Below are 16285 nucleotides of genomic sequence, written 5' to 3'. Positions count from 1 at the left end.
GGCCCACCGCGGGCCCCACTCCCGACTCCCGTTCCCCTCAAAGCACTTCCGCACCCGCCACACCCCACCGGAGGGTCGTGATGACAGTTCGATTCGCGGCACTCGGCGACTCCCTCACCGAAGGAGTCGGCGATCCCGTCCCCGGCGGCTGGCGTGGCTGGGCGGCGCTGCTCGCCCCCAGCCTCTCGCCGGACACCGTGGAGTTCCGCAACCTCGCCAACAGCGGTGCGCTCAGCCGCGACCTGCTGGTCTCCCAACTGCCCACCGCACTCGCCCTGCGCCCGCAGTACGCGGCCGTGCTGGTCGGCGGCAACGACACGCTGCGCGCCTCCTTCGACCTGGACCTGACGGCACGCCACCTTGCCGCGACCCTGTCCTCGTTGACCTCCGCAGGCATCGTGCCGCTGACCGCGTGCCTGCCCGACCCGGGCCGGCTGCTGGGCCTGCCCGCCCCGCTGGCCCGCCCGCTCGCCCGGCGGATGCGCGGGGTGAACGCGGTCGTGCACGGGCTGTCCGAGCACTACGGTGCGGTGCACCAGCACCTCGTGGACCTGCCGTGGACCGAGGACCGCGCGCTGCTCAGCGTGGACCGGCTCCACCCGAGCGCGACGGGCCACCAGATGATCGCCCGCGGGTTCCATGCGCTGCTCGCCGGGGCGGGCCGCCCCGTGGGCGCGCCGCCCGCCGAACTGGCAGCCGACGCTCCCCGGCCCGGCGCGGACCTGTGGTGGATGCTGACCCAGGGCACCCGCTGGGTGGCCGCGCGCTCCACCGACCTGCTGCCGGGCCTGGTCGCCCTCGCCGCGGTCGAAGCCCGCCACCTGCTGCGCGGCTCCACCCGCCGCCTCGACCAGGCCGACGCCCGCGCCACCGCCGAGATCCTCGCCCGCCTCACCGCCACCGTCCCCCGTCCCCGGTCCGCACCCCCGAAGCCCGTCGAGCCCACCGCCGGTGAGGCCGCCGCCGCCGTCGCCGACGCCACGGCCGAGGACACCGCCACCAGCACGCCCACCGGCGGGTAGTCACGCGGGACCAGGGCTGCGGACGTCCGAGCGTCTCGGCGTTCACGGGTCGTCAGATCGGCAGCCGGAGCCGACGTCCGCCGGACGGTCCGCGCCGCCCGGCGGTCCGATCCGGCGCCTCCCGGCACCGGCGACCTGGGGACCTGGGGACCTGGGGACCTCACCAGATGTCGCCCTCCCGCCACTCGCACACCGTCAGGTCGCCGTCCGGGTCCAACTGCGCCTCGCCGCCCAGCAGGTAGATCCAGCCGTCCTCCTCTGCGGTCCGCACCCGCCCCTGCGGGCCGAGCGCCCAGGTCGGATTCGTCCACGGACGCCAGCCGCGGGCCAGGTAGAACGGGACGCCGTCGTCGCTGGAGCCGAGCGCGCCCAGGTCGTGGGCGGCCCGCACGATGCGTTCCGCCTCGTCCATCAACCGGCCGCCGATGCCCAGCCGCCGGCGGTCGGCCCGGACCGCCACGCCCTCCACGTAGCCGGCCCGCAGGATCCGGGCGCCGTTCAGCAGGCGGCGCTGGACCACCGCGGCGTGGCCCACCAGCTCCGGACCCTCCCAGGCCAGCACATGGAGGCCGCCGAGGCAGTGCACCCAGTCCTCCTCGGTCATCTCCGCACCGAAGACCTCGAACAACAGGGCCCTGGCCGCCTGCCGGGTCGCCCCGTCCAGTTCCGCCGTGTGTACCGTCACCGTCCGCACCGTCGCCATGCCGGGCATCGTGCCACGCCGCACCGCCCCCGGGCCCGACCCGACGGACGTTCTCGCCGAACAGCCCTGACGGTGCGTCGGCCGCCGTGCCGCGCGCCGTAGCATCGCCCGGGAGAGATCCACCACCCGCCGGGAGGCACTGAGCATGGACGTCGGATTCGTCGGTCTGGGAGCGATGGGCCGGGCGATGGCCCGCCGGCTGTTGGCGGAGGGCCACCCGGTGCGGGTGTGGAACCGCTCGCCGGAGCCGGTCGCCGAGCTGGTCCGGGCCGGCGCCTCGGCGGCCGGGTCGCTCGCCGAGGCGTTCGAGGCACCGGTGGTGCTCTCCATGCTGGCGGACGACCGGGTGGTGGAGAGCCTGCTGCTGGACGAGGAGTTGCTGGCCGGCGCGCGGGCCGCGGTGCACGTCAACATGGCCACCGTCTCCCCCGCACTGGCCCGCCGGGCGGCCGAACTGCACGCCCGGCACGGGCTGGCGTACGTGGCCGCGCCGGTGCTGGGGCGCACCGACGTCGCGGCGGCCGGGAACCTGAACATCCTGGCCGCCGGGCCGTCCGCCGAACTCGACCGGCTGGCACCGCTGTTCGAGGCGATGGGGCGGCGCACCTGGCCGCTCGGCGAGGACCCGGCGGCCGCGAACGTCGCCAAGATCGGCGCCAACTTCCTGCTGGTGTCGGCGATCGAGGCGTTCTCCGAGGCCGCTGCCCTGGCCGAGGCGAACGGGCTCGACCCGGCGGCCCTGCTGGAGGTCCTCACCAACTCGCTGTTCCCCGGCCCGGTGTACGCGGGCTACGGCGCGATGATCACCCAACAGTCCTTCGAGCCGGCCGGGTTCCGCCTCGCGCTCGGCTTGAAGGACGTGAACCTGGCGCTGGACACCGGCGCGGCCTCTCAGGTCCCGCTCCCGCTGGCCTCCCTGCTGCGCGACGCACTGCTGCAGGCGGTCGCCCACGGCCACGGCGAAGCGGACCTGGCGGCGGTCTCCACCACGTCCCGGGCCCGCGCCGCGATCTGATCGCGCTGTCGGGGCGGGCCCCCTTTTCGTCGTATTGACGACAATGCCGAGTGGGCGTTATCGTCATTGCGACGAAAAGAGAGGACCGCGACTCCCATGGCCGACATCACGCGCCGCTTCGGCTTCCGCCACCTGCGCTCCGCACCCACCAGCCACATCCGTCACCTGCGCGGCGGCGAGCTCGCCCACGAAGGCACCGGGCTCGCCTTCTGGTTCCGCCCGCTCGCCGCAGCGATATCCGAAGTCCCGTCGGAAGACCGCGAGTTGGCGATGATGTTCCACGCCCGCACGGCCGACTTCCAGGACCTCGCGGTGCAGGCCACCGTCACCTACCGGATCAGCGACCCGACCGTGGCCGCCACCCGTCTCGACTTCGGCATCGACCCGGACACCGGCGTCTGGCGCTCCGAGCCGCTCGCCCAGCTCGGCACCCTGCTCACCGAGACCGCGCAGCAGCACGCGCTCCAGTCGATCGCCCGCACCCCGCTCGCCGACACCCTGATCGACGGGGTGACCACCGTCCGGGAGCGGATCTCGGAGGGGTTGGCCGCCGAACCCCGGCTGGCCGAGATCGGCCTGACCGTGCTCGCGGTCCGTGTCACCGCCGTCCGCCCGGAGGCCGAGATGGAGCGGGCCCTGCGCACCCCGGCCCGCGAGCAGGTCCAGCAGGAGGCGGACCGCGCCACCTACGAGCGGCGCGCCGTCGCGGTCGAGCGGGAACGGGCGATCGCCGAGAACGAACTCGCCAGCCAGATCGAACTGGCCCGCCGAGAGGAGGAGTTGGTCGCGCAGAAGGGCACCAACGCGCGCCGCGACGCCGAGCAGAAGGCCGCCGCGGACGCCGTCCGCACCGACGCCGAGGCGATCCGGCGCACCAAGCTGGCGGTCGCGGAGGCCGAGGCGGCGGGCACCCTGGCCGTGCAACAGGCCGAAGCGGCACGGACGTTGGGCGAGGCGAAGGCCGCGGCCGAGGCGGCCTGGCTGGCCGCGCACCAGCAGGTGGGCCCGGAGGTCCTGCAGGCGCTGGCGCTGATCCGGCTGGCCGAGCACCTGCCCCGGATCGACAGCGTCACGCTCACCCCCGACGTGTTGACCGGCCTGCTCACCCGCCTGTCGGGTTCGACCACCGCGGCCCCGGGCGGTGCCGAGGGACCGGGTCGATGAGCCTCGCCCCCAGGGTGGTGCTGGTCCACCGGCGCACCGAGTACGAGGAGTTGATCGCCCATCACGGCACCAAGGGCCAGGCGGAGTTCTTCCTCGCCCGGCGCGGCCGCTCGCTGGCCGAGGCCGAGCAGCGGCACCACCTGACCCGGGGCGCGCTGGCGGAGGTGTCGGCGGCGGTGCCGCTGGACTGGCGGCAGACCCGGGTGGAGCGCACCGACCTGGACCGCTTCCTGTTCGGCCCGGAGGACCTGGTGGTGGTGGTCGGCCAGGACGGGCTGGTCGCCAACACCGCCAAGTACCTGGCCGGCCAGCCGGTGATCGGCGTCGACGCCGAACCCGGCCGCAACCCCGGCGTGCTGGTGCGCCACCGCTCGGCACAGGCCGGCCCGCTGCTGCGGGCGGCCGTCGCGCCGGGCGTGGAACGGCGGTTGGAACTGCGCACCATGGTGGAGGCCGTCGCCGACGACACCCAGCGGCTGCTCGCGCTGAACGAGATCTACCTCGGCCAGCCCGGACACCAGACCGCCCGCTACCGGCTGTCCGCGCCGGGCGGCGAGGCGGAGTCGCAGGCCTCCTCCGGCGTCCTGGTCGGAACCGGCACCGGCGCGACCGGCTGGTGCCGCTCCGCCTGGCTCGAACGCTCCAGCCGGCTCGCCCTGCCCTCCCCGACCGCCCCCGGCCTGTCCTGGTTCGTCCGCGAGGCCTGGCCCTCCCCCGTGACCGGCACCTCCCGCGTCGAGGGCCTGCTCGGGGCCGAGCAGCGCCTCACCGTGACGGTCGAGTCCGAACGTCTGGTTGCCTTCGGTGACGGCATCGAGGCGGACGCCCTCCACCTCACCTGGGGCCAGACCGTCCAGGTCGGCCCCGCGGCCCAGCGCCTCCACCTGCTCGTCTGACGCCGCGGGCCCCGCCCGGCCGGGGGCACCCGCCGCGCCGCGCCGCGCGGGTGCGACCAGCTGCCGGGCAGCCGCCTACGATGGAACGACGGACGGCAAGGAGGCCCGGCCATGGCGCGACGATTCGCACTCACGTTCCCCGGGGATACCGGCGGCCACGCCGAGCAGGACGTGGTGGTGGTCGAGGCGACCGGCACCCGCGGGCCGGGCGGGCATCCCGTGTACACGGACCCATCCGGCATCGTGCAGGCCGAGATCAGCGATCTCGGCGAAGTCCGGATGCTGGCCAGCGGCGGCCACCAGAGCCCGCGCAACCCGGTGCACGCCGAGCCGCTGGACTGACCCCGGACCGCCCACCCCCCGCTGCAACGGGAAAGCGCTTGCCGACCGCAGTCGGCAAGCGCTTTCCCGCGTCCGTCCCGTGCTCACCGTTCCGTGCCCACGCTTCCGTGCGCACCGATCCGCGCTCACGCTTCCGTGCTCACGCTTCCGTGCTCACGCAGCCGTGCGCACGAAGCTGTGCCCGCCCTTGCATCGCGCCATCGGTGCTCAGCTCACCAGCGCGAGTGAACCTCGGCGCGCAGTCGGCGGTCGTACAGGTCCTGGACGGCCTTCAGGGTCGACTGCGGCAACGGCGGGAGCGCCATCGCCTCGGCGTTCGCGCGGGCCTGCTCGGGGTTGCGGGCGCCCGGGATGACGGTGGTGACACCGGGCTGCTGGACGATCCAGCGCAGCGCGGTCTGTGCGGAGCTCGCGCCGGGCGGGGCGAGCCGGGCGAACTCGTCGGCGGCGTCCACACCGGTGGCGAAGTCCACCCCGGAGAAGGTCTCGCCCTGGTCGAAGGCGGAGCCGTCCCGGTTGTAGGTCCGGTGGTCGTCGGCGCCGAACAGGGTGTTCTTGGTGTACTTGCCGGACAGCAGGCCGGAGGCCAGCGGCACCCGGGCGATGATGCCGACCCCGGCCCGTTCGGCGGCGGGCAGCACCCGGTCGAGCGGCTTCAGGCGGAACGGGTTGAGGATGATCTGCACGCTGGCGACGCCGGGTCGGGCGATCGCGGTCAGCGCCTCCTCACAGGTCTCCACGCTGACGCCGTAGGCGGCGGTGCGGCCCTCCTCGACCAGGGTGTCGAGGGCGTCGAACACGGCGTCGGTCGAGTACACCTCGCTGGGCGGGCAGTGCAGCTGCACCAGGTCGAGCCGCTCCACTCCCAGGTTGCGGCGCGAACGGTCGGTCCACTCTCGGAAGTTGGCGAGGGTGTAGTTCGCCGGCAGCTGCGGCAGCCGGCGGCCGAGCTTGGTGGCGACCATCAGGCCGTCGTCCTGCCGGCCCTTCAGGAAACGGCCGATCAACTGCTCGCTGCGGCCGTCCCCGTAGACGTCCGCGGTGTCGAAGAAGGTCACCCCGGCGTCCGCGGCGGCGTCCAGCACCGCGAGCGCGTCCTCCTCCAGCACCACGCCCCAGTCCGCGCCGAGCTGCCACGTCCCGAGACCGATCACCGAGACCGGACGTCCGGTCCTGCCAAGTACACGCTGTTCCATGCGCCGAGCCTGCCACAGGGCCCCGTGCGGCCCAACAGCCGACACCCCGGCCGGGCCGATCCGTTACCGACCTCGACCCCCGGAACCCGGCACACCGAGCCCGCAGTGGCACCCAGCACCCGGCACCCGGCACCGCAGCGGGCGCGACCGCCCCGACGCCCCCGACCAGCGGGGTCGCCGAAGCGGTCATCAGGAGAACGTCGGGACGACGTCGGGAGGCCGTCCGAAGGATGGGTCAGACGTTGACGCCGTAGTCCAGCGCGATGCCGCGCAGGCCGGAGGCGTAACCCTGGCCGATGGCGCGGAACTTCCATTCGACGCCGTAGCGGTACAGCTCGCCGAAGACCATCGCGGTCTCGGTGGAGGCGTCCTCGGACAGGTCGTAGCGCGCCACCTCGCTGCCGTCGGCCTCGTTGACGATCCGGATGAAGGCGTTGCGCACCTGGCCGAAGCTCTGGTGCCGGTTCTCCGCGTCGTAGATCGACACCGGGAAGACCACCTTGGCGACCTGCGGCGGGACGGCGGTCAGGTCGACCCTGATCTGCTCGTCGTCACCGCCACCGCCACCGGTGAGGTTGTCGCCGCTGTGCTCGACCGAGCCCTCGGGGCTGCGCAGGTTGTTGTAGAAGACGAAGTGCTGGTCGCTGAGCACCCGGCCGCCGTCGCCGCACAGCAGCGCGCTGGCGTCCAGGTCGAAGTCGGCGCCCGTGGTGGCCCGGACGTCCCAGCCGAGGCCGACGATGACGTTGGTGAGCCCGGGGGCCTCCTTCGTCAGCGAGACGTTGCCGCCCTTGGCGAGCGTGACTCCCATGTGTGCCCTCCTGTGGTATCCCCGTACCGGGCCCGGCAGTTCGGCCCGGCGGCCATCACCCGGCCACTCGGACGGGACCCGGCCCCACCCTTGAATCTACAGCACTGTAGATCAGTTAGGAATCCGTCTGCGGGCCGCACCGACGCCCCGTCAGGCGCCGTCTCTCCGGCCGACGGCGACACCCCGGAGCCCGCCCGAATCGCCCCCTCCCCGCACCTCGCCGCCGCAGCACCCCGCCGCATCACTTCGCCGCGCCGGGTCCGCCTGCCGCGCCGACCGCCACCCCGGGCATAGGCTCGTCACGGAGGTGCCGCGATGAGCGAAGACACGGGGATCCCCGGTATCGACCCGAGCGTGCCGCCCAGTGGCGACGGCTGCGTGGAGTGTCTGGCGGGAGAGGGCCAGGGCTGGTGGTTCCACCTGCGCAGGTGCGCGGCGTGCGGGCACATCGGGTGCTGCGACTCCTCGCCGTCCCAGCACGCCACGGCCCACGCCCGGGCGGCCGGCCACCCGTTCCTGACCAGTTTCGAACCCGGCGAGGACTGGTTCTGGAACACCGAGACCGAGCAGTTCTACGAGGGCCCGCCCCTGGCCGGCCCGTCCGCGCACCCGGTCACCCAGCCCACCCCCGGCCCGCTCGGCCACGTGCCGATCGACTGGCAGCAGCGCCTGCACTGACACCCCGTCAGCGCCGGCCCCGGCCACCGCCCGCCCGCCCGGTACGGTCAGAGGCGTCGGCGACGTGGACACCGACGCGGAGACGAATGCGGACGGCACGGCGGGTTCCGCACCGCTCCGCGGGGGGACACCGAGGGTGGAGGGGGGCGTCGTGGACGCGCAGCAGTGGGAGACGGTGCGCCGCCTGGCGGCGTGGCTGGCCGAGGGAAGCACCCAACCCCCGGAGATGCAGCGGGTGTTGCAGTGCCTCAAGCTCAGCGAGGAGGCCGGCGAGGTGGCCGAGGCGGTGATCGGCGCACTCGGCCAGAACCCGCGCAAGGGTTTCTCGCACACCTGGGACGACGTGGCGGGCGAGCTGTGCGACGTGGTGATCACGGCGCTGGTCGCCCTGACCCGGGTGCACCCGGATCCGGCCGCCGCGTTCGACGTTCACCTGGCCAAGGTCGCCGCCCGGGTGCTCCCCGCAGCCGACGGTGCCGACGGGCCGCCCGCAGCCGACCGCGAGTGAGCAGCGCCGAGGAACGGCCGTGGTCGAGCCGCCCGGAGCGCGGCGTCAGTGGTGCCCGACGGCGAACAGCAGGATCACGAACCCGGCGAAGAGGTGGGTGCCCACGATGTAGATCAGCGCCCGGATCATCATCTGCTTGCGCCGCGACTTCTCCTCGCGGACGGCATCGCTGGTCACGCCGACCCTCCTCTCCTCGCTGCTCGGCCTGGCTGTTTCGAACCCCTGAAGACCTCTGAAGGGTAACGGCTCGGCCCCCGTGGCAGAGATCACCCTGTGCCACGTGGCACCTACGGTGGCGTAAGTCACTTCACAAGGTGAACTATCTCCTGCATGGCCGACTACCAGGAGACCCTTGACCTCAGTTCGTACGCCGCCCTCGGGGACAGCTTCACCGAGGGCCTGAACGATCCCGGCCCGGACGGCCAGTTCGCCGGCTGGGCCGACCGCCTGGCCGGGATGCTGGCCGCGCGCCGCCCGGAGCACGACTTCCGGTACGCCAACCTGGCCGTCCGCGGCCGCCTGCTGGACCAGATCGTCGCCGAGCAGGTTCCGAAGGTCCGTCAACTCCGCCCGGACCTGGTGACCCTGTGCGCGGGCGGCAACGACATCCTGCGCCCGGGCAGCGACCCGGACCTGATCGCCGAGCACTTCGAGTCGGCCGTGCTGGAACTGCGCGAGAGCGCCGGAACGGTGCTGATCTGCACCGGCTTCGACACCCGCACCGTGCCGGTGCTGCGCCACCTGCGCGGCAAGATCGCCACCTACAACGCGCACCTGCGGGCGATCGCCGACCGCAACGGCCTGGCCGTCGCGGACCTGTGGTCGCTGCGCGCGGTGCACGACCGCCGGGCCTGGTCGGACGACCGGCTGCACCTGTCCCCGGAGGGGCACCAGCGGGTGGCCCTGCTCGCGGCCCGCTCGCTCGGCCTGGCCGTGGACGGGGACCCGGAGGCCGCGTGGCCGCCGGCGCCGTTCACCACTGCGGCCGACCAGCGCCGGGAGAACCTGCAGTGGGCGCGCACCTTCCTGCTGCCCTGGGTGGGGCGCCGGTTGCGCGGCGAGTCCTCCGGTGACCACGTGGAGGCGAAGCGCCCGGAGCTGCTCCCCTCTGACCCGCCCCGTCCCGTCCGACCCGTTCCGAACTTCCGCTCGCACACCGCGCCCCGGCGTCCGGTGTGCGAGCGGACACCACTGCGGGCCGCCCCGCCCCCACGCGGATGCGGCCCGCAGACCCCAGGTGAGACCCCTGCCTCGCCTTATTCGACGATCAGCTCCACCGGAATGTTCCCCGCGGTGGCCTTGGAGTACGGGCAGACCTGGTGGGCCTGCTTGACCAGCAGCTCACCGGGCTCGCCGGCCAGCTCCTCGGGCAGCTCGACCCGGATGACGGCGGACAGGCCGAAGCCGTTCTCGTCCTTGCCGATGGTGACCTCGGCGGTCACCGACACCTCGGAGATGTCGACCTTCGACTGCCGGGCGACCACGCCGAGCGCGCCGGCGAAGCACGCCGCGTAGCCGGCCGCGAACAGCTGCTCCGGGTTGGTCCCCTCGCCGCTGCCGCCGAGCGCGGGCGGCGGCGAGAGCTTGAGGTCGAGCTGGCCGTCGGAGCTGACGGCGCGGCCCTCGCGGCCGTTCGCGGTGGCCACAGCGGTGTAGAGCGCGTCCATGTCCTGCTTCTCCTTCGTCGTTCGTCAGACCAGTTGCCCGTCGGAGCCGTCCGTCGCCGTTCCCCGGTGCCGGGCGCTCCGCCCTGTCCTGCCCACAACTACAGCACACAACTCAATTGCGCACAACTGAATCGGCCGCGCGCTACCCTTGTCCCATGACCTGGCACGGCGAGAACCGGCACGGCGGGAGCGACGCGAGCGGCGGCAACGGCCCGCTGCTCGACGGCACGGACGACCTGCTCCTGCTCGACCAGCAGATCTGCTTCGCGCTGAACGCCGCCTCCCGCGCCTTCGGCAGCGTCTACCGCACCGCGCTCAAGGACCTCGGCCTGACGTATCCGCAGTACCTGGTGATGCTGGTGCTCTGGGAGGACGGCGAACTGCCGGTCAAGCAGCTCGGCGAGCGGCTGCGACTGGACTCCGGCACCCTCTCGCCGCTGCTCAAGCGCCTGGAGGCGGCCGGCCTGATCGTGCGCGAGCGCAGCCCGCAGGACGAGCGCTCGGTGCTGGTCACGCCCACCGAGGCCGGCCGCGCGCTGCGCGCCCCCGCCCGCGCCGTCCCGCGCCACATCCTGACCGCCGCCGGCCTCCCGATCGAGGACGTGCGCGCCCTGCGCGAACTGCTCGACCGCGTCACCGCGAACCTGGACGCCTCCGGCGCCTGACGCGCCCCCGCTCCGAGCCGGGCCGCCCGGCGGCCCCCGCTACGACTCGTAGCGTTCGACCTCTTCGACGCTGCGCACGGCGGCCTGGTCCGGGTCCTCTCCGACGTTGACCCGGGCGCGGCGCTGGCGGAGCAGGTCCCAGCACTGGTCGAGCTGCTCCTCGATGTCCTTGAGTTCGCGGTGTTCGGTGGACTCGTCGATGCGCCCCTCGGCGAGCGCCGCGCGCAGGCCGCGTTCGGCCTCGACCATCTCGCTGATCCGCTCCAGGATGTGGCGGTCGGTGCCGCCTTTCGTGCGCTGCTCGTCCATCGGGGGCCTCCTCGCGGTCGTCTCCACCCACTCTAGGAAGGGCCGGTGCGGGCCGCGAGCCGGGCGACACGCCGTGTTGCCCCGAACGAGGGAGCGGAATTGACAGTGCATCAGGCGAGCGACAGGATCACTTATTGAAAACGACTTCCACTTTCATGATCCTGGAAAGGTCCGCCCCGCCATGTCCCTGGACGTCTCCCCCTCACTGCTGGCCCTCGCCGAGCGCGACGAGGTCGCCGACGCCGACTTCCTCGCCACCGTCCGCACCTCCCTGCCGTACGCGTACCGCCTGGTCAACGACCTGACGGCCGAACTCGCGACCACGGACGCCGAGTTCGCCGACAACACGGTGGCCCCGAGCGAGGCCGAGCGGGCCCAGTTGCTGCGCGCGCTGGCCAGCGACTCGATCCGCGGGGCGCTGGAGCGGCACTTCTCGGTGAAGCTCGCCTTCCAGAACTGCCACCGCCTGGCGGTCTTCCACCCGCACGCCGAACTCACGGACGCCTACCGGAAGTTCACCTCGCCGCGGGCGCAGCTGCTGAACCAGTCGCCGGAGCTCCGCGACTGCTGAACGCACCGCCGGGAGCACGGCCAGGACCCCGGGGGGCAGGCACGACGGGCCGGGCGCGCCGCCGAAGGCGCGTCCGGCCCGAACATCCACCCGTCCCCGACGCTCCGCCGCCGACGGGCACCCGCTACCCGACGGTCTCGCGCTGCGCGACGGTCTCCCGCTGGGCTGCCGCGGCCTCGACCGGGACGGTTGCCGGCACCGCGCGGCGGGCCGGGACGAGCAGCGCGGCGAAGGCGGCGGCCAGGCAGAACACGGCCAGCAGCGCGAAGCCGTGGGTGTAGCCGGATTCGTAGGGGCGGCCGGAGGGCTGCAGGTGGCCGGTGACCAGACCGGTCATCAGGGCGGCGCCCATCGAGCCGCCGATGGTGCGGATGTTGGCGTTCATGCCGGTGGCGGCGCCGGTCTGCGCGGCGGGCACGCTCTGCACGATGAGGTTGCTCATCGAGGCGAAGGCCAGGCCGATGCCGAGGCCGAACACGCCGGCCGCGAGGGCGACGTCCGCGGGCGTGCCGTGCCGGGCGGCGAGCAGCGCGCAGGCGACCGCGCCGAGCAGGGCGCCGGTGGTGAGCTGCGCCTTGGCGGGGAAGCGTCCGGCGATCCGCCCGCCGACCACGCCGGCGACGAACATCGCGCCGACCATCGGGAGCATCAGCAGGCCGGCGCCGGAGACGGTGGAGCCGAAGCCGTAGCCGGCGCTCACGGGCGTCTGGACGAAGCCGGGCAGGAAGGCCCAGACCGCGTACATGCCGGCGCCGAACAGCAGGGCGGCCGTGTTGGTGGTCCAGACGGCGGGCAGCCGCATGACGCGCAGGTCGATCAGCGGGTTGCGGGAGCGGGCCTCGTTGAACGCCCAGGCGGCGAACAGCAGGACGGCGACGGCGAGCAGGCCGAGCACCCGGGCGGACCCCCAGCCCCACTGGGCGGCCTGACTGACCGGCAGCAGCAGCGCGACCAGCCAGCCGGAGAGCAGCACCGCGGAGAGCCAGTCGACGGCGCCCTCGCTGCGGGTGGGCGACTCGGGGATGTAGCGGTGGGCGAGCGCGATGGTGGCGGCGACCACGATGACGGGCAGCCAGAACAGCCAGCGGTAGTCGAGGGCGCCGACGATCGGACCGGCCAGCACCATGCCGAGGCCGCTGCCGACGGCGATCACGGCGGACAGGTTGCTGATGCCGCCGGCCACCTTCCCGGCCGGGAACTCGTCCCGGATGATGCCGAAGGACAGCGGGAACAGCGCGCCGCCGATGCCCTGCAGGACGCGGCCGAGGATCAGCACGGTGATGTTGGGCGCGAGGGCGTCGACCAGGCAGCCGATCAGCAGGGCGCCGAGCGCGGCGACCAGGGTGCGCTTCTTGCCGGCCAGGTCGCCGACCCGGCCGAGGATCGGGGTGAAGACGGAGGCGGAGAGCAGGTACGCCGTCATCACCCAGGTGACGGTGGACTGCGAGGTGTGCATCGCCTGCTGGACGATCGGCAGGGCGGGCGTGATCAGTGACTGGAGCAGGGCGAACACGCCCGCGCCGGTGGCGAGCACGCCGAAGGTCACACGGGGGGACTGGCGGTTCATCGAACCCTCTCGGGACTCGGGTCGGGGCACGCGGGATCGGCGGCGCGCCCCGGCAGGAAAGCAGACGGGGGACGAGCGGTGACGGAGCGGTCACCCAGCGACGATCGAGCGGGTGACGGGCACGGAAGAGTGAGGGGCCGACCGGCACGGGGCAGGCCGAAGCAGGGGCCCCGGTGCTAAAGTCGAGGCATGCCTCCAGATTAGCGGAGGCATGCCTCCGGTTCAATCCGGATGTCGAAACGAGGTCACCCGTGCCGGATCAGATCGTCGTCAGCGAGTTCCTCGCCGCGCGCCGCCCGCGCCGTGCGGACGCCGCGCGCAACTTCGACGCGCTGCTGGCCGCCGCCCGCGAGGCGTTCGCCGAGCACGGCGCCGAGGCGTCCCTGGAGGACATCGCGCGGCGCGCCGGCGTCGGCATCGGCACCCTCTACCGCAACTTCCCGACCCGCCGCCACCTCTTCGAGGCGGTCTACGCCAACGAGGTCGACGACCTCGGCCGGGTCGCCGCGGAGGTCGCCGACCAGCCCCCGTGGCCGGCCCTGACCGCCTGGCTGCGCCGGTTCGTCGAGTACGCGATGACCAAGCGCGCGATCCGCGAGGCGCTCGCGGGCGAGGAGTCCACCGTCTTCCTGGCCTGCCTGCAGTCGATGTACGACGCGGGCACCCCGCTGCTGCTGCGCGCCCAGGCGGCCGGCGAGGTGCGCGAGGACATGAGCATCGACGACCTGCTGCGGATGGTCTCCGGCATCACCTCGGTGGCGTTCCCGAGCGAGGAGCAGCGCGACCGGGTCCTTGCCATCGCCCTGGACGGGGTGCGGGCCCGGCGCTGACGGGCCCGCGGGGCACGCCCGGCGGACCCTCAGGCCGTCCCGAACGGGTGTGCGGGGTCGCGCCCGACCAGGCCCAGCAGACGGTCGCCCGGCTCCGCGTCGGCGGGCACCGGAACGGCGTCGGCGAACAGCCCGGAGGTGGCCAACGCGCTTGCCTGCGGGCCGATTTCGGCGAGTCCGAACTCGGCGGCGGCGGGGTCGATCCGGGCGTCCGCGCCGATGCCCTGGGCGAGGTCCCAGGCGTGCACGATCGCGTCCACGGTCATCTCGCGGGCGTACCCGGCGGCCCGGCGCGCGCCGTACGACAGCTGGACGGTGCGCTCCAGCGCCCCGGGCTCGGCGAACGCGTCCCGGGCGGCCGCTGCGGCGGCCGTCCACGCCGCGACCGGGTCCTCGCCCAGTACGTCGCCGTCGAAGCGGTCGCCGATCTCGGCGACGGTGGCACCGCCCAGCAGCGGGGGCACCCACAGCTGCTCGGACGTCAGGTGGCCCACCAGCTGACGCACCGTCCAGTCCGTGCACGGCGTGGGCGCCTGCCAGGCGTCGTCGGGGACGGCGCGGACCAGGTCGCCGAAGTGGTCCAGGGCCCGGGCGTGGAGCGCGAGCAGGCCGGGCCCGTCGAGGTGTGCAGCTGCCATGCGGTACACGCTTGCCCGCCCGACCCCGGACGGGCAAGCCGACACCCCGATGAGGGCCCGTTCGGTCCGGACTACTCGACCGGGGCCTTCTCGCGCAGCAGCTGCACGAACGCCCGCATCCACGTGGGGTGGTCGGGCCAGGCCCGGGCGGAGACCACGGTGCCGTCGACCACCGCGCCGCCGTCGACGAAGTCCGCGCCGCCGGCCGCCACGTCGGGCTCCAGTGCCGGGTAGGCGGCGGTGCGGCGGCCCGCCAGCGCACCGGTGCGCAGCGGGATCAGCGGGCCGTGGCAGATCTGGGCGAGCGGCTTGTCGTCCTCGAAGAAGTGCGCGACGATCCGCTGCACCTCGGGGTCGTTGCGCAGGTACTCGGGGGCGCGGCCGCCGGGCAGCACCAGCGCCACGTACTGCGCCGGGTCGACGTCGGCGAAGGCGAGGTCGGCGGGCCAGGTGTAGCCGGCCTTCTCGGTGTACGTGTCGAAGCCGGGCACGAAGTCGTGCACCACGAACTGCAGGGTCTTCTTGGTGGGCGCGGCGATGTCGACCTGGTAGCCCTCCTCCAGCAGTCGCTGGTACGGGTAGAACACCTCCAGCGATTCGGCCGCGTCGCCGGTGATGATCAGGATCTTCGCTGCCATCCGGGGTTTCCGTCCCTTCGTCACGCCTGGCACGCGCCGGCCCCGGCGGGACCGGGCGCTGCCCACCCTGCCCGCTGACGCCCCGTCAATCAAGGGGCGCACGTCCTACGGCGCGCCGCCGGGGCGTACGCTCCCCCGCTCGCCGCACCGACCCGCCCGGGCGGGGGTACTCCGGGGGCGACCCGCCCGGGACGCGCCTAGCGTGCTGGCAAGGTCCGTCGGCAGGGAGGTCGTCATGCAGCACTCGTACTTCGTGGACTCCGCCACCGTTGCCAACCTGCGCGATCTGGGGGGCATCGACCTGCCGGGCGGCGCCCGGGTGCGGCCCGGACTGGCGCTGCGCTCGGGGCAGTTGGACCGGCTCGACCCGTCGGGAGACCCGATGTTCAGCGCGCTGGGCGTGCGCACCGTGGTCGACCTGCGCACCGAGCTGGAGCGCGCCGCGTTCCCCGACCGGGTCCCCGGCGGGGCGCACCTGCTGGTCGCGGACGTCCTCGCGGACCAGGCGGGCAGCGGTGCGACGGCGGCGCTCGCCGCCGCACTGACCGACCCGGCCGCCGCCAACCGCACGCTGGACCGCGGACGGGCGGCCGCGGCGGTGTGCGAGGACTACCGGGCCTTCGTCACCTCCCCCGCCGCTCGCCAGGCCTACAAGCAGCTGATCACCGCGCTCGCCCACCAGGGCGGCGGCCCCGTCCTGTTCCACTGCACCGCCGGCAAGGACCGCACCGGCTGGGGCGCCACCCTGATCCTGCTGCTGCTCGGCGCGGACCTGGCCACCGTGCGCACCGAGTACCTGTCCGTCGACCCGGCCGTCCGCGCGCACTACGGCCCGCTGGTCGAACGCTTCACCGCCGCGGGCGGCGACCCCGAGATCGCCGACGCCGTCCTCTCCGTCCGCGCCGAGTACCTGGACGCCGCCCTCGACACCCTCGCCGACCACTGGGGCGACCCGGAGAGCTACGCCCGCGCGGGGCTCGGCCTCAAGGACGACACCCTCGACAGCCTGCGGTCCCGACTGGTCGAGGCCGCCTGATCCGCACACGGAAACCGCTTTCCCACTCC

The 16285-nt window shown here is 73.8% G+C and carries 20 protein-coding genes and 1 pseudogene; 12 read left to right on the top strand and 9 right to left on the bottom strand.

What is annotated here, in order from left to right:
* The first annotated feature begins 80 nt into the window (after positions 1 to 80).
* A complete protein-coding gene (locus BX266_RS31520; RefSeq protein ID WP_099905440.1) occupies positions 81 to 1022 on the top strand; it encodes an SGNH/GDSL hydrolase family protein in 942 nt (313 codons plus the stop codon).
* Between the two features lie 160 nt (positions 1023 to 1182).
* On the opposite strand, the gene BX266_RS31515 is transcribed toward BX266_RS31520, so the two are convergent.
* Complete coding sequence (locus BX266_RS31515) at positions 1183 to 1707, bottom strand: GNAT family N-acetyltransferase (protein ID WP_310794818.1); 525 nt, start codon at positions 1705 to 1707, stop codon at positions 1183 to 1185.
* A gap of 121 nt (positions 1708 to 1828) precedes the next feature.
* On the opposite strand from BX266_RS31515, the gene BX266_RS31510 reads away from it, so the two are divergent.
* From BX266_RS31510 to BX266_RS31495, 4 genes are all read left to right on the top strand, one after another.
* Positions 1829 to 2740 (top strand): NAD(P)-dependent oxidoreductase, encoded by a 912-nt coding sequence (locus BX266_RS31510; protein ID WP_259465178.1) that lies wholly within the window; start codon positions 1829 to 1831, stop codon positions 2738 to 2740.
* Between the two features lie 96 nt (positions 2741 to 2836).
* Positions 2837 to 3904 carry an SPFH domain-containing protein gene (locus BX266_RS31505; protein WP_099905433.1) on the top strand — a complete coding sequence of 356 codons (1068 nt, stop codon included), beginning with the start codon at positions 2837 to 2839 and terminating at the stop codon, positions 3902 to 3904.
* Positions 3901 to 4800, top strand: a complete 900-nt coding sequence (locus BX266_RS31500; protein WP_099905431.1) for an NAD(+)/NADH kinase — start codon at positions 3901 to 3903, stop codon at positions 4798 to 4800. The genes BX266_RS31505 and BX266_RS31500 overlap by 4 nt, the downstream gene beginning before the upstream one ends.
* 111 nt (positions 4801 to 4911) lie before the next feature.
* A complete protein-coding gene (locus tag BX266_RS31495; RefSeq protein WP_099905429.1) occupies positions 4912 to 5142 on the top strand; it encodes a DUF6296 family protein in 231 nt (76 codons plus the stop codon).
* 212 nt (positions 5143 to 5354) lie between these two features.
* Here the strand turns inward: BX266_RS31495 and BX266_RS31490 are convergent, their stop codons facing one another.
* On the bottom strand, positions 5355 to 6338 hold the full coding sequence (locus BX266_RS31490) for an aldo/keto reductase (protein WP_099905427.1): 984 nt from the start codon (positions 6336 to 6338) through the stop codon (positions 5355 to 5357).
* A gap of 235 nt (positions 6339 to 6573) precedes the next feature.
* Complete coding sequence (locus BX266_RS31485) at positions 6574 to 7149, bottom strand: TerD family protein (RefSeq protein ID WP_099905425.1); 576 nt, start codon at positions 7147 to 7149, stop codon at positions 6574 to 6576.
* A gap of 315 nt (positions 7150 to 7464) precedes the next feature.
* Here BX266_RS31485 and BX266_RS31480 point away from each other — a divergent pair, with 315 nt between their 5' ends.
* Both BX266_RS31480 and BX266_RS31475 read left to right on the top strand, forming a co-directional pair.
* Complete coding sequence (locus tag BX266_RS31480) at positions 7465 to 7827, top strand: UBP-type zinc finger domain-containing protein (protein ID WP_099905423.1); 363 nt, start codon at positions 7465 to 7467, stop codon at positions 7825 to 7827.
* Positions 7828 to 7978: 151 nt separating this feature from the next.
* Complete coding sequence (locus BX266_RS31475; protein ID WP_099905421.1) at positions 7979 to 8335, top strand: MazG-like family protein; 357 nt, start codon at positions 7979 to 7981, stop codon at positions 8333 to 8335.
* Between the two features lie 45 nt (positions 8336 to 8380).
* On the opposite strand, the gene BX266_RS39400 is transcribed toward BX266_RS31475, so the two are convergent.
* A complete protein-coding gene (locus tag BX266_RS39400; RefSeq protein WP_259464944.1) occupies positions 8381 to 8512 on the bottom strand; it encodes a DUF6126 family protein in 132 nt (43 codons plus the stop codon).
* A gap of 153 nt (positions 8513 to 8665) precedes the next feature.
* Between BX266_RS39400 and BX266_RS31470 the strand changes: the two are divergent.
* Positions 8666 to 9442 (top strand): annotated as a pseudogene (locus BX266_RS31470) (SGNH/GDSL hydrolase family protein); the annotation flags it as partial.
* A gap of 149 nt (positions 9443 to 9591) precedes the next feature.
* Here BX266_RS31470 and BX266_RS31465 read toward each other — a convergent pair.
* Positions 9592 to 10002, bottom strand: coding sequence for an organic hydroperoxide resistance protein (locus tag BX266_RS31465; protein ID WP_099905417.1), 411 nt, complete (start codon positions 10000 to 10002; stop codon positions 9592 to 9594).
* Positions 10003 to 10157: 155 nt separating this feature from the next.
* On the opposite strand from BX266_RS31465, the gene BX266_RS31460 reads away from it, so the two are divergent.
* Positions 10158 to 10667, top strand: a complete 510-nt coding sequence (locus BX266_RS31460) for a MarR family winged helix-turn-helix transcriptional regulator (protein WP_099905415.1) — start codon at positions 10158 to 10160, stop codon at positions 10665 to 10667.
* 39 nt (positions 10668 to 10706) lie between these two features.
* Here BX266_RS31460 and BX266_RS31455 read toward each other — a convergent pair whose 3' ends face one another.
* Positions 10707 to 10976 carry a DUF2630 family protein gene (locus tag BX266_RS31455; protein WP_099905413.1) on the bottom strand — a complete coding sequence of 90 codons (270 nt, stop codon included), beginning with the start codon at positions 10974 to 10976 and terminating at the stop codon, positions 10707 to 10709.
* Positions 10977 to 11157: 181 nt separating this feature from the next.
* On the opposite strand from BX266_RS31455, the gene BX266_RS31450 reads away from it, so the two are divergent.
* The gene (locus tag BX266_RS31450) at positions 11158 to 11547 is read left to right on the top strand and encodes an SCO5389 family protein (protein ID WP_099905411.1); all 390 of its coding nucleotides are present in this window, start codon (positions 11158 to 11160) and stop codon (positions 11545 to 11547) included.
* Between the two features lie 124 nt (positions 11548 to 11671).
* Here the strand turns inward: BX266_RS31450 and BX266_RS31445 are convergent, their stop codons facing one another.
* Positions 11672 to 13114 carry an MFS transporter gene (locus BX266_RS31445; RefSeq protein ID WP_099905409.1) on the bottom strand — a complete coding sequence of 481 codons (1443 nt, stop codon included), beginning with the start codon at positions 13112 to 13114 and terminating at the stop codon, positions 11672 to 11674.
* Positions 13115 to 13365: 251 nt separating this feature from the next.
* On the opposite strand from BX266_RS31445, the gene BX266_RS31440 reads away from it, so the two are divergent.
* Positions 13366 to 13944: a TetR/AcrR family transcriptional regulator gene (locus BX266_RS31440; RefSeq protein ID WP_099905407.1), complete on the top strand. Its 579-nt coding sequence runs from the start codon at positions 13366 to 13368 to the stop codon at positions 13942 to 13944.
* 29 nt (positions 13945 to 13973) lie between these two features.
* Here BX266_RS31440 and BX266_RS31435 read toward each other — a convergent pair whose 3' ends face one another.
* The gene (locus BX266_RS31435; RefSeq protein WP_099905405.1) at positions 13974 to 14582 is read right to left on the bottom strand and encodes a TIGR03086 family metal-binding protein; all 609 of its coding nucleotides are present in this window, start codon (positions 14580 to 14582) and stop codon (positions 13974 to 13976) included.
* 71 nt (positions 14583 to 14653) lie between these two features.
* Entirely contained in the window at positions 14654 to 15220 is a 567-nt protein-coding gene (locus tag BX266_RS31430; RefSeq protein ID WP_099905403.1) for a DJ-1/PfpI family protein, read from the bottom strand.
* Positions 15221 to 15455: 235 nt separating this feature from the next.
* Here BX266_RS31430 and BX266_RS31425 point away from each other — a divergent pair, with 235 nt between their 5' ends.
* Positions 15456 to 16256: a tyrosine-protein phosphatase gene (locus tag BX266_RS31425; protein WP_099905401.1), complete on the top strand. Its 801-nt coding sequence runs from the start codon at positions 15456 to 15458 to the stop codon at positions 16254 to 16256.
* The last annotated feature ends 29 nt before the right edge of the window (positions 16257 to 16285 follow it).

This window comes from Streptomyces sp. TLI_171, assembly GCF_003610255.1.
Classification (GTDB): Bacteria; Actinomycetota; Actinomycetes; order Streptomycetales; family Streptomycetaceae; genus Kitasatospora.
This window is presented reverse-complemented; position numbering and strand designations above follow the sequence as displayed.